We start from the raw sequence: 12364 nt of genomic DNA, 5'->3' as shown, positions 1-12364 counted from the left end.
GTCGGTCAAGACTGAACCTCTATCGAAAGAGACGAACGCCCGTGGCATCCACGAACGACCTCAAGAACGGCCTGGTGCTCAACCTGGAGGGCCAGCTCTGGCAGGTGCAGGAGTTCCAGCACGTCAAGCCCGGCAAGGGCCCGGCGTTCGTGCGCACCACGCTCAAGCAGATCCCCTCGGGCAAGATCGTCGACAAGACCTTCAACGCGGGCACCAAGGTCGAGACCGCGAACGTCGACCGCCGCACCATGACCTACCTGTACAAAGAAGGCGAAGACTTCGTCTTCATGGACACCGACACCTACGACCAGATCCCGGTCGGCCCTGGTGTCGTGGGCGACGCCGCCAAGTTCCTCCTCGAGAACTCCGACGCCACCGTCGCCCAGCACGACGGCAAGGTCCTCTACGTCGAGCTCCCGGCCTCGGTCGAGCTCACCATCACCTACACCGAGCCGGGTCTTCAGGGCGACCGCTCCTCCGGCGGCACCAAGCCCGCCACCGTCGAAACCGGCGCGCAGGTGCTCGTCCCGCTCTTCATCGACAACGGCGAGAAGATCAAGGTCGACACCCGCGACGGCAAGTACCTCTCCCGGGCATAGGCGTGGCGACCCAGAGCAACAGCAATCCTGACCGGCTCACCGCCCGCACCAAGTGGCGAATGCGGGCCGTCGAGATCCTGTACGAAGCCGAGAGCCGCGACACCGAGCCCTCCCGGGTCCTCGCCGAGCGCGCCGACCGGGCCTTCAAGGACCCGGAGGCCCCGCGCCTTCCGGCGTACGCGGAGCAGCTCGTGCGCGGCGTCGCCTCGCACCTGGACGAACTGGACGCCGTGCTCGGCAAGGCCTCCACGAGCTGGTCGGTCGAGCGGATGCCCGCGGTCGACCGGAACGTGCTCCGCGTGGCCCTCTACGAGATCCGCCACGTGGACGACGTCGACACGGCCGTCGCCATCAAGGAGGCCATGCGCGTGGCCCTGCAGATCGGCTCCTCGGACGACACGTCGTTCGTGAACGCCGTCCTCGACGCCGCCGCCAGGGACGCATAGCTTCAGGCACAAGGCGACGGCCGGGCCCCCCGATCCGGGGCCCGGCCGTCGCCTTGTCGCTAAGCGCCTATTCGGCGTCCGAGGCGAAGAACGCCTGCAGGTCGTGCACGAGGACGCCGAAGTCCTCGAGCTTCTCGATCAGGCCCGAAGGCGTGGTCGAGTAGACCACGGCCAGGGTGTAGAGGTCGTCGGCGCGGATCGAGAGGATCCGGCCGTTGTAGTCGCCGCGCCGCTGCTGGATGGAGCGGGCGAGCTTGGCGACGTGCTCCAGGTCGGAGTCAGGGTGGTCGTACAGCGCCTCGAGGTTGAGGACGATCTTCTCCGCCTGCTCGACCGGGAGCGGCACGCCCTCGGGAAGCAGCTCGGAGACGGGGATCCGGTAGAAGTCGGCCAACTCGGCGAGGCGGCTGACGGTGATCGACCGGTCGCCCCGCTCGTAGGAACCGATGACGACGGCCTTCCACTTGCCGCCGGACTTGTCCTCGACGCCTTGCAGCGACAGCCCCTGCTGCATGCGGATGTCACGCAGCCGGTTGCCGAGCGCCTTGGCGTAGTCAGATGTCGCCATGCTGGGATCAACTCCAATTTTCGGTACGAGAGGAATCCTATTGTTGACTACGGTCGGTGACCATCGGCCGGTGGGGTGCCCTCAAACAGTGTTCTTCGTCGCGTGAACCCCTCGCAACCGCCCGGCAAACCCTATATAACGCGACATCCATGCAGCTACCGACCCCGCACTTTTGGGATCCGCCTTTACGCTCCGTCACGGGCGGCGTAGCATGGCCCGCGACGAAACCGTTCTTTAACAGACCGTCCAGTGAGGCGGAGAAGGAGGTTCGCGTGGTTTCCCCTGCCCTCAGGCAGCCAGAGGACGACCCGTCGGGCAAGCACGGCCTTTCAGGCAAGCACATTCTCTCGGGCGAGGACATCGGCCGCATCCTCGACCGCATCGCCCACCAGATCCTCGAGAAGACCAAGGGCGCCCCCGACACCATGCTCCTGGGCATCCCCACCCGCGGCGTGGCGCTGGCCGGCCGGCTCGCCGAACGCATCCGCCGCTTCGCCGACCTCGACGTCCCCGCCGGGACCCTCGACATCACGCTCTACCGGGACGACCTGCGCCGCAACGCGCTCCGGCCCCTCGGCCCGACCGAGCTGCCGCCCGGCGGCGTCGACGACCAGCGCATCATCCTCGTCGACGACGTCCTCTACTCCGGCCGCACCGTGCGCGCCGCGCTCAACGCGCTCTACGACCTCGGCCGGCCCGCGAGCGTCCAGCTCGCCATCCTGGTCGACCGCGGCCACCGCGAGCTGCCGATCCGCGCCGACTACGTCGGCAAGAACATCCCCACCGCGCGCGACGAGTCCGTGGCCGTGCGCCTCAACGAGTACGACGGTCTGGACGCCGTGATCCTGACCGGAGGACGAGAGCGATGAAGCACCTGCTCACCACCAAGGAACTCACCCGCGAGGAAGCCGAGCTCATCCTCGACGTCACCGAGCAGATGGCCGAGGCCGTCACCGGCCGCGAGGTCCCGAAGCTCCCGGCGCTGCGCGGGCGCACCGTCGTGAACCTCTTCTACGAGGACTCCACCCGCACCCGCACCTCCTTCGAGACCGCCGCCAAGCGGCTCTCGGCCGACGTCGTGAACTTCGCGGCCAAGACCTCGAGCGTCAACAAGGGCGAGAGCCTGCGCGACACGGCGCTCACGCTGCAGGCCATGGGCGCCGACGCGGTCGTCATCCGCCACCCGGCGGCCGGGGCCCCGCAGCGGCTCACCGAATGGCTCGACGGCGCGGTGCTCAACGCCGGGGACGGCACGCACGCCCACCCGACACAGGCCCTGCTCGACGCCTACACGATGCAGCGCCGCCTCGGCGGCGTCGAGGGCCGCACCGTGGCGATCGTGGGGGACATCCTCCACTCGCGCGTGGCCCGCTCGAACATCTGGCTGCTGACCAAGCTCGGTGCGAACGTGCGCCTCGTCGGCCCGCCCACCCTGCTGCCCAAGGACATCGACGACTGGCCGGTCGAGATCGGCTACGACCTCGACGACAGCCTCAAGGGCGTCGACGCGGTGATGATGCTCCGCGTCCAACGCGAGCGACAGAACGCCGCGTTCTTCCCCACCGCGAACGAGTACGCGCGCCTCTACGGACTCGACGAGCGCCGCCTCGCGCTCATGCCCGACCACGCGATCGTCATGCACCCCGGCCCGATGAACCGCGGCATGGAGATCGCCGCGTCCGTCGCCGACTCGCCCCGCGCCACCATCACCGAGCAGGTGACGAACGGCGTGTGGGTCCGCATGGCCGTCCTCTACCTCCTGCTGACGAACGGAGAGAGCAAGTGACCGATCTGCTCATCAAGAGCGCCGACATCATCGGCAGGGGACGACAGGACGTCCTCGTCCGCGACGGCCGGGTGGCCGAGATCGGTTCGCTGTCCGCAAAGGACGCCGAGGTCGTGGACGCGGACGGCCTGGTGCTCCTGCCCGGCCTCGTCGACCTCCACACCCACCTGCGCGAGCCCGGCCGCGAGGACGCCGAGACCGTCCTCTCCGGCACCCGCGCCGCGGCCAAGGGCGGCTACACCGCGGTGTGCGCCATGGCGAACTCCTACCCCGTGGCCGACACCGCCGGAGTCGTGGAGCAGGTCGCCGCGCTCGGCCGCGCCGCCGGGTACGCCGACGTGCAGCCCATCGGCGCCGTCTCGATCGGCCTGGAAGGCAAGCGGCTCGCCGAGATCGGCGCGATGGCCCAGTCCGCCGCGCAGGTCCGCATGTTCTCCGACGACGGCCACTGCGTGCACGACCCGGTGCTCATGCGCCGCGCGCTCGAGTACGTGAAGACCTTCGACGGGCTCGTCGCCCAGCACGCCGAGGAGCCGCGGCTCACCGAAGGCGCCCAGATGAACGAGGGCGCCGTCTCGGCCGAGCTCGGCCTGCCCGGCTGGCCCGCGGTCGCCGAGGAGGCGATCATCGCCCGCGACGTGCTCCTCGCCGAGTACACCGGCGCGCGCGTCCACTTCTGCCACGTCTCCACCGCCCGCTCGGTGGCGATCATCCGCGAGGCCAAGGCCCGCGGCGCGAACGTGACCGCCGAGGTCTGCCCGCATCACCTCCTCCTCACCGACGAGGCCGCGCGCTCCTACGACCCGGTCTACAAGGTCAACCCGCCGCTGCGCCGCGAAGCCGACATCGCGATCCTGCGCGCGGCGCTCGCCGAGGGCGTCATCGACGCCGTCGCGACCGACCACGCCCCGCACGCCCCGCAGGACAAGGAATGCGAATGGGCCGCGGCCCGCCCCGGGATGCTCGGGCTCGAGACCGCGCTCTCGATCAGCGTCCTCGCCCTCGGCGGACCCTCCGCCGTGGACTGGGACGTGCTCGCCGAGCGCACCTCCCGCACCCCCGCGCGCATCGCGGGCCTCGAAGCGCACGGCCGCGACCCGCAGCCGGGCGCCGAAGCGAACTTCACCCTCGTCGACCCCTCCGCGACCTGGACCGTGGTGCCCGAGGGCCTCGCGTCCCTGTCCCGCAACACCCCCTACGCCGGGATGGAACTCCCGGTGACCGTCCAGGCGACGTTCCTCCGCGGACGCGCCACCGTGCTGAACGGGAAAATCGAAGAGGAGATGTCCGAATGAGCAGCAGAGCACCAGCGATCCTCGTCCTCGAGGACGGCCGCGTCTTCCGCGGCGAGGCCTACGGCTCGGTCGGCGAGACCTTCGGCGAAGCGGTCTTCAACACCGGCATGACCGGCTACCAGGAGACCCTCACCGACCCGTCCTACTACGGGCAGGTCGTCGCCCAGACCGCCCCGCAGATCGGCAACACCGGCTGGAACGACGAGGACGACGAGTCCCGCCGCATCTGGGTCGCCGGATACGTCGTGCGCGACGCCTCCCGCATCGCCTCGAACTGGCGCGCCGAGCGCGGCCTCGAGGACGAGCTCGCCTCCCAGGGCGTCGTGGGCATCTGCGGCGTCGACACCCGCGCGCTCACCCGCCACCTGCGCGAGGCCGGGGCCATGCGCGTCGGCATCTCCTCCCGCGACACCGACGTGGCCGCGCTCCTCCAGAAGGTGCGCGCCACCCCGCACATGGCCGGCGCCAACCACGTCGGCGCCGTCACCGCCTCCGAGCCCTACACCTACCAGGCCAAGGAACCCCGGTACACGGTCGCCGCCCTCGACCTGGGCATCAAGCGGAACACGCCCCGCCGCCTCGCCGAGCGCGGCATCACGACCACCGTTTACCCGGCCTACGCCGAGGTCGACCAGCTCCTGTCGGGCCGCCCCGACGCCGTGTTCCTCTCCAACGGCCCCGGCGACCCCGCCACCGCCGACCACCAGGTCGCCCTCACCCGAGAACTGCTGCGCCGCAAGGTCCCCGTCTTCGGCATCTGCTTCGGCAACCAGATCCTCGGCCGCGCCCTGGGCCTGGAGACCTACAAGCTCAAGTTCGGCCACCGCGGCATCAACCAGCCGGTACTCGACCGCCACACCCACAAGATCGAGATCACCGCCCACAACCACGGCTTCGCGCTCCGGGCCCCTGAGAGCGGCGAGTTCTTCGAGACCGACTTCGGCCGCGTCCAAGTCAGCCACATCTGCCTCAACGACGACGTCGTCGAAGGCCTCACCTGCCTCGACGTGCCCGCCTACTCCGTGCAGTACCACCCCGAGGCCGCCGGCGGGCCGCACGACGCCGACTACCTGTTCGACCGACTGATCGAACTCATTCAGCAGCAAGAAGGGGCGCCGACCCATGCCTAAGCGCGAAGACCTCAAGCACATCCTGGTCATCGGGTCCGGGCCCATCCAGATCGGCCAGGCCTGCGAATTCGACTACTCCGGCACGCAGGCCTGCCGCGTGCTCCGCGAGGAGGGCCTGCGCGTCACCCTCGTCAACTCCAACCCGGCCACGATCATGACCGACCCCGAGTTCGCCGACGCCACCTACGTCGAGCCGATCACCACCGAGGTCATCGAGCAGATCATCGCCAAGGAGAAGCCCGACGCGATCCTGGCGACCCTCGGCGGCCAGACCGCCCTCAACGCCGCCGTCGGCCTCCACGAGGCCGGCATCCTCACCAAGTACGGCGTCGAGCTCATCGGCGCCGACATGGACGCCATCCAGCGCGGCGAGGACCGCCAGCAGTTCAAGGAGGTCGTCCTCAAGGTCGGCGGCGAGGTCCCGCGCTCCGCGGTCTGCCACTCCATGGACGAGGTCCGGTCCACGGTCAAAGACCTCGGCCTGCCCGTGGTCATCCGCCCCTCCTTCACCATGGGCGGCTTGGGCTCCGGCATGGCCCACACCTGGGAGGACGTCGACCGCATCGCCGGGAACGGCCTCGCCGAGTCCCCCACCACCGAGGTCCTCATCGAGGAGTCCGTGCTCGGCTGGAAGGAGTACGAGCTCGAGCTCATGCGCGACCACAACGACAACGTCGTGGTCGTCTGCTCCATCGAGAACGTCGACCCCATGGGCGTCCACACCGGCGACTCCGTCACCGTCGCCCCCTCGATGACCCTCACCGACCGCGAATACCAGCACATGCGCGACGTCGGCATCGCCATCCTCCGCGAAGTCGGCGTCGACACCGGCGGCTGCAACATCCAGTTCGCGATCGACCCGGCCACCGGCCGCATGATCGTCATCGAGATGAACCCGCGCGTCTCCCGCTCCTCCGCGCTCGCGTCGAAGGCCACCGGCTTCCCGATCGCGAAGATCGCCGCGAAGCTCGCCATCGGCTACACGCTCGACGAGATCCCGAACGACATCACCAAGGCCACCCCGGCCGCGTTCGAGCCCACCCTCGACTACGTCGTCGTCAAGGTCCCGCGCTTCACCTTCGAGAAGTTCCCCGGCGCGGACCCGACCCTGACCACCACCATGAAGTCCGTGGGCGAGGCCATGAGCCTCGGCCGGACCTTCCAGCAGGCCCTCCAGAAGGCCCTGCGCTCCACCGAGACCAAGCAGGCCGGGTTCTGGACCCGCCCCGACCCCGAGGGCGCCACCCTCGAGAACACCATGGAGGCGCTGAAGACCGCGCACGACGGCACCCTCTACACCGCCGAACGCGCGCTGCGCCTGGGCGCGACGATCGCGGAGGTCCACGAGGCCTGCAAGATCGACCCGTGGTTCCTCGACCAGGTCGCCCAGCTCATCGACCTGCGCGGCGAGATCGAGAACGCCGCCGTCGTCGACGAGGCCCTGCTCCGCCGCGCCAAGCGCGCCGGATGCTCCGACGCCCAGGTCGCGGCCCTGCGCCCCGAGCTCGCCGGCGAGGCCGGCGTGCGCCGCCTGCGCCACCGGCTCGGCCTGCGCCCCGTCTACAAGACCGTCGACACCTGCGCCGCCGAGTTCGAGGCCCACACGCCCTACCACTACTCGACCTACGAGGACGAGACCGAGGTCGCGCCCTCCAACCGGCCCAAGGTCATGATCCTCGGCTCCGGCCCCAACCGCATCGGCCAGGGCATCGAGTTCGACTACTCGTGCGTCCACGCCGTGCAGGCCCTGCGCGAGGTCGGCTACGAGACCATCATGGTCAACTGCAACCCCGAGACGGTCTCCACCGACTACGACACCGCCGACCGGCTCTACTTCGAGCCGCTCACCTTCGAGGACGTCACCGAGGTCTACCAGGCCGAGAACGAGTCCGGCCGCGCCGCGGGCGGACCGGGCGTCGTCGGCGTCGTCGTCCAGCTCGGCGGCCAGACCCCGCTCGGCCTGGCCGAACGCCTCCAGGACGCCGGACTCCCCATCGTCGGCACCAGCCCGAAGGCCATCCACAGCGCCGAGGACCGCGGCGTCTTCGGCCGCCTCCTCGACGAACTCGGCCTCGTGGCCCCCGCCGGCGGCACCGCCACCTCCTACGAGGAGGCCCGCGAGGTCGCCGCCCAGATCGGCTACCCCGTGCTCGTGCGCCCGTCGTACGTCCTCGGCGGGCGCGGCATGGAGATCGTCTACGACGAGGACACCCTCGCCGGATACATCTCCCGCGCCACCGAGGCCAGCCCCGAGCACCCCATCCTCATCGACCGGTTCCTCGACGACGCCATCGAGATCGACGTCGACTGCCTCTGCGACGGGACCGACTTCTACCTCGGCGGCATCATGGAGCACATCGAGGAGGCCGGCGTCCACTCCGGCGACTCCTCCTGCGCGCTCCCGCCCATCACCCTGGGCGCCACCGTCATCGAGCAGATCCGCGACTACACCGCGAAGCTCGCCTTCGGCATCGGCGTGCGCGGCCTCATGAACGTCCAGTACGCCCTCAAGGACGAGCAGCTCTACGTCCTCGAAGCGAACCCGCGGGCCTCGCGCACCGTCCCGTTCGTCTCCAAGGCCACCGCCGTGCCGCTCGCCAAGGCCGCCGCCCGCATCGCCCTCGGCGCCCAGATCGCCGAGCTCCGCGGCGAAGGCCTGCTCCTGCCCGAAGGCGACGGCTCCGACGCCGGACCCGAGGTCCCGATCTCGGTCAAGGAAGTCCTCCTGCCCTTCAAGCGGTTCCGCACCGTCGAAGGCGCCGGACTCGACGCCGTGCTCGGCCCGGAGATGAAGTCCACCGGCGAGGTGATGGGCATCGACTCGTCCTTCGGCCTCGCCTTCGCCAAGGCCACGCTCGCCGTCTACGGCAAGCTGCCCACCTCCGGGAACGTCTTCGTGTCCGTCGCCGACCGCGACAAGCGCGCCATCGTCTTCCCGGTGCGCCGCCTCGTCGACCTCGGCTTCACCGTCTACGCCACCGAAGGCACCGGCCTGGTCCTCAAGCGCCACGGCATCGACTTCACGCCCGTCGCCCGCCACAGCTCCGGCGAAGCCGTGGACGCCGTCAGCCTCATCGCCTCCGGCGAGATCGACCTGGTCATCACCACGCCCTCGGCCTCCTCGGGCCCCCGTACCGACGGCTGGGAGATCCGCTCGGCCGCCGTCGTCGCCGACGTCAGCTGCGTCACGACCATCCAGGGCGCGGCCGCCGCCACGCAGGCCATCGAATCGGCCTCCCGCGGTGAGATCCGCGTCGCCTCGCTCCAGGAACTGCACCAGCGCCTGCGCGGCAGCGAAACGGCCGTCTGAATCCCATGGCGAAGCTTGCGAGCCGTGCCTGAAGTAGCGAACCGGGTGAGTGACCGCGATCCTGTCGCCGTGTCACTCACCCGGTGAATTGACGTATACAGGAATGAGCATGCTGTATCAGAATCTGGCCCGCCCGGTCCTGTTCCGGATCGGACGCGGCGACGCCGAACGAGCGCACGAGACCACCCTGCGCTGGCTCACCCGCCTGTCCACCCAACGTCAGGCCCGAAACGCGCTCATCAAGCTCAACCAGCTCAGTGCCCCCGTCACGGTCTGCGGCATCCCCTTCCCCAACCCCATCGGCCTCGCCGCCGGCATGGACAAGAACGGCGTCGCCACGGGCGCCTGGCCCGCCCTGGGCTTCGGCTTCGCCGAGATCGGCACCGTGACCGCCCAGCCCCAGCCCGGCAACCCGAAGCCGCGCATGTTCCGCATGAAGCGGTCGCAGGGCATCGTCAACCGCATGGGCTTCAACAACGACGGCGCGCAGGCGCTGGCCGCGCGGCTCACCGCGGCTCCGGCCGTGAACTGCCCGCTGGGGATCAGCATCGGCAAGTCGAAGGTGGTGCCGCTCGAGGCCGCGATCGAGGACTACCTGATCTCGATGCGGTTCCTGTACCCGTTCGCGGACTACATCGCCATCAACGTCTCCTCGCCCAACACGCCGGGCCTGCGGCAGCTGCAGGACGCCGGGGCATTGCGCGCCCTGCTCGGGGCGCTGCGCGCCGAAGGCGTGCGCCTGGCCGCCGGGCGCCAGCCGCGGCCGGTCCTGGTCAAGATCGCCCCCGACCTGACCGAGCCGGCCATGGCGCAGCTCCTGGAGGTCTGCCTCGAGAGCGGCGTCGCGGGCGTGATCGCCACGAACACGACCCTCGGCCGCGACGGCGTCGACCCGAGCGAGGACGCGATCGCCGCCGAGCCCGGCGGCATGTCGGGCAAGCCGCTGACCCAAGTCTCGCGCGAGATCGTGCGCTTCGTGCACCGCGAGACCAACGGGACGCTGCCGATCATCGGTTCCGGCGGGATCATGACCGCCGACGACGCGCAGGCGATGTTCGACGCCGGCGCCAGCCTCGTGCAGCTCTACTCGGGCCTCGTGTACAACGGACCCGGCCTGGTGCGCAGCAGTGTGCGCCGCTACCGATCCTCCGCCCGCAAGGGCGCCCGCACCCCTCAGTCCAACTGACGACAAGGAAACGCAATGCCTTCCAACAAGGATTTCGGCTCCCGGGCCCACCACCTCTCGCAGGTACGCGGGCCGCTGTGCGCCGGAATCGACCCGCACGGCGCGCTGCTCCAGCACTGGGGGCTCGACGACGACCTGGCCGGGGCCGAGCGCTTCGCCATGACGCTGGTCGAGGCCGCGGCCTCGACGTGCGCGTTCATCAAGCCGCAGTCGGCGTTCTACGAGCGGTTCGGATCGGGCGGCGTGGCACTCCTCGAACGGGTGATCGCGGAGTCCCGCAAGGCCGGGGCACTCGTCATCCTCGACGTCAAGCGCGGCGACATCGGCTCGACGATGGCGGCCTACGCCCAGGCCTACCTCGACCCGGCCTCGCCGCTCGCGGTCGACGCGATCACCGTGAGCCCGTTCCTCGGCACCGGCTCGCTGCAGCCCGCCTTCGACCTCGCCAACGCCCACGGCAAGGGCCTGTTCGTGCTGGCCCGCACCTCGAATCCCGAGGGCAAGCAGGTGCAGATGGCCAAGCGCCGCGACGGCAAGTCCGTGGCCCAGGGGATCATCGACGAGGTGAACGAGCACAACGGCGACGCCGAGCCGATGGGCTCCTTCGGCATCGTCATGGGTGCCACCATCGGGGCCTGCGCCTCCGAAGGAGAAGCGCGCCTGCGTGAGTCGACTTACGGAATCACGCACACCACCGTGCGCCAACGTGACACCGCTCACGACTTGTCCCAGTTCAACGGCCCCATCCTGGTCCCGGGCATGGGCGCGCAGGGCGGACGCCCGAGTGATCTTCCGCGCGTCCTCGGCGCGGCAACGAACTTCGCAATACCGTCCTATTCGCGACAAATCGCACAGCCGGGGCCAGCCGTGGCGAGCATTCGCACCGCCATCGAGGCGCTGCAGGAGGAATGCCGCGCCGCGATGGGGGAATAAACCCGCGATTTCGGGGCCCGAAATTTGCCCCACCCCCGGTCGCAGGCGTGTCGGACGCTGGGGTTACCGTTCCCGAGCTGGGTATGCTTCAGCGATACCCGCACGTCAAGGTCCACAGGGACGAAACCATCGACTGCAAGGAGACCCCGTGCCGCTCCCTAAACTGACTCCGGAACAGCGCGCCGCAGCCCTTGAGAAGGCCGCCGCGGCCCGCAAGGCCCGCGCCGAGCTCAAGGAGAAGCTGAAGTCGGGCGAGACCACCCTGGAAGCGGTCCTCAAGTCCGCTGCCACCGACGACATCTCGGGCAAGATGAAGGTCTCGGCCGTGCTCAAGGCCCTCCCCGGCATCGGCGACAAGCGCGCCACCCAGATCATGGAGAAGCTCAAGATCGCCGACTCCCGTCGGCTGCGCGGCCTCGGCGAGCACCAGCGCGCCGCGCTTCTGGATGAATTCAAGGGCGACCAGGCCTAAGTTCGGGTAGTTGTAGTCGCGTGAGCATCGATCGTCACCACGCAGCCCTGGCCCAGCGCCTCACGGTGCTGTCCGGCCCGTCCGGAGTCGGCAAGGGCAGCGTCAAGGCCCTCATCCAGGAGTACTACCCGTGGGTCTGGCTCTCCGTGAGCGCCACGACCCGCAAGCCGCGTCCTGGTGAGGTCGACGGCGCCGACTACCACTTCGTGTCGACCGAGCAGTTCGAGTCGATGATCGCCGCGGGGGAGTTCCTTGAGTGGGCCTCCTACGCGGGGAACCTCTACGGAACCCCCCGCGGCCCGGTCGAGGAGCGCCTGCGCGCCGGACTCCCGGCGCTGCTGGAGATCGAACTGCAGGGCGCCCGCCAGGTCCGCCGGGCCATGCAGGACGCCCAACTGGTGTTCCTGGCGCCGCCGTCGTGGGACGAACTCGTCCGCCGCCTCACCGGGCGGGGGACCGAAGACGAGGCCACGATCGCGCGCCGTCTGGACGCCGCCCGCCAGGAGCTCGCCGCGGAGGCCGAGTTCGATCACACAGTCACCAATGTGTCGATCGAGCAGGCGGCCGCCGAGCTGGTAGAGTTGCTCAGTTCTCCGGCTTTGGCAGCGAAGGCTGCGAGCCGCGCCTAAACGCGGCGGC

Annotated in this window: 12 protein-coding genes; 11 read left to right on the top strand and 1 reads right to left on the bottom strand. The window is 69.8% G+C overall.

The genetic code is table 11. The features are described 5' to 3' along the window. Positions 1 to 41 precede the first annotated feature (41 nt). Positions 42 to 599, top strand: coding sequence for an elongation factor P (efp, locus tag JHY01_RS10865; protein ID WP_205325655.1), 558 nt, complete (start codon positions 42 to 44; stop codon positions 597 to 599). 2 nt (positions 600 to 601) lie between these two features. After that, on the top strand, positions 602 to 1045 hold the full coding sequence (gene nusB, locus JHY01_RS10860; protein WP_205325654.1) for a transcription antitermination factor NusB: 444 nt from the start codon (positions 602 to 604) through the stop codon (positions 1043 to 1045). A 67-nt stretch (positions 1046 to 1112) separates the two neighbouring features. Here nusB and JHY01_RS10855 read toward each other — a convergent pair whose 3' ends face one another. After that, a complete protein-coding gene (locus JHY01_RS10855; protein WP_205325653.1) occupies positions 1113 to 1613 on the bottom strand; it encodes a transcriptional regulator in 501 nt (166 codons plus the stop codon). Between the two features lie 272 nt (positions 1614 to 1885). Between JHY01_RS10855 and pyrR the strand changes: the two genes are divergently transcribed. The 9 genes from pyrR to gmk all read left to right on the top strand — a co-directional run bounded on the left by pyrR (position 1886) and on the right by gmk (position 12354). After that, positions 1886 to 2482, top strand: a complete 597-nt coding sequence (gene pyrR, locus JHY01_RS10850) for a bifunctional pyr operon transcriptional regulator/uracil phosphoribosyltransferase PyrR (RefSeq protein WP_307814375.1) — start codon at positions 1886 to 1888, stop codon at positions 2480 to 2482. After that, positions 2479 to 3399 carry an aspartate carbamoyltransferase catalytic subunit gene (locus JHY01_RS10845; protein WP_205325651.1) on the top strand — a complete coding sequence of 307 codons (921 nt, stop codon included), beginning with the start codon at positions 2479 to 2481 and terminating at the stop codon, positions 3397 to 3399. Before pyrR ends, JHY01_RS10845 begins: the two co-directional genes overlap by 4 nt. After that, positions 3396 to 4694, top strand: coding sequence for a dihydroorotase (locus JHY01_RS10840; protein WP_205325650.1), 1299 nt, complete (start codon positions 3396 to 3398; stop codon positions 4692 to 4694). Before JHY01_RS10845 ends, JHY01_RS10840 begins: the two co-directional genes overlap by 4 nt. Next, positions 4691 to 5824, top strand: a complete 1134-nt coding sequence (carA, locus tag JHY01_RS10835) for a glutamine-hydrolyzing carbamoyl-phosphate synthase small subunit (RefSeq protein WP_205325649.1) — start codon at positions 4691 to 4693, stop codon at positions 5822 to 5824. Before JHY01_RS10840 ends, carA begins: the two co-directional genes overlap by 4 nt. Further along, positions 5817 to 9134, top strand: a complete 3318-nt coding sequence (gene carB, locus JHY01_RS10830) for a carbamoyl-phosphate synthase large subunit (protein WP_205325648.1) — start codon at positions 5817 to 5819, stop codon at positions 9132 to 9134. The genes carA and carB overlap by 8 nt, the downstream gene beginning before the upstream one ends. A gap of 109 nt (positions 9135 to 9243) precedes the next feature. Further along, complete coding sequence (locus JHY01_RS10825) at positions 9244 to 10320, top strand: quinone-dependent dihydroorotate dehydrogenase (RefSeq protein ID WP_205325647.1); 1077 nt, start codon at positions 9244 to 9246, stop codon at positions 10318 to 10320. A 15-nt stretch (positions 10321 to 10335) separates the two neighbouring features. Next, positions 10336 to 11253: an orotidine-5'-phosphate decarboxylase gene (gene pyrF, locus JHY01_RS10820; protein ID WP_205325646.1), complete on the top strand. Its 918-nt coding sequence runs from the start codon at positions 10336 to 10338 to the stop codon at positions 11251 to 11253. Positions 11254 to 11401: 148 nt separating this feature from the next. Further along, positions 11402 to 11725 carry an integration host factor, actinobacterial type gene (gene mihF, locus JHY01_RS10815; RefSeq protein ID WP_030156658.1) on the top strand — a complete coding sequence of 108 codons (324 nt, stop codon included), beginning with the start codon at positions 11402 to 11404 and terminating at the stop codon, positions 11723 to 11725. 20 nt (positions 11726 to 11745) lie between these two features. Continuing rightward, on the top strand, positions 11746 to 12354 hold the full coding sequence (gene gmk, locus JHY01_RS10810) for a guanylate kinase (protein WP_270109769.1): 609 nt from the start codon (positions 11746 to 11748) through the stop codon (positions 12352 to 12354). Positions 12355 to 12364: the final 10 nt, after the last annotated feature.

Source organism: Glycomyces sp. YM15 (genome assembly GCF_016918015.1).
Taxonomy (GTDB): domain Bacteria; phylum Actinomycetota; class Actinomycetes; order Mycobacteriales; family Micromonosporaceae; genus Glycomyces.
The sequence above is the reverse complement of the archived record's forward strand: the minus strand, read 5'-3'. Positions and strand labels throughout refer to the sequence as shown.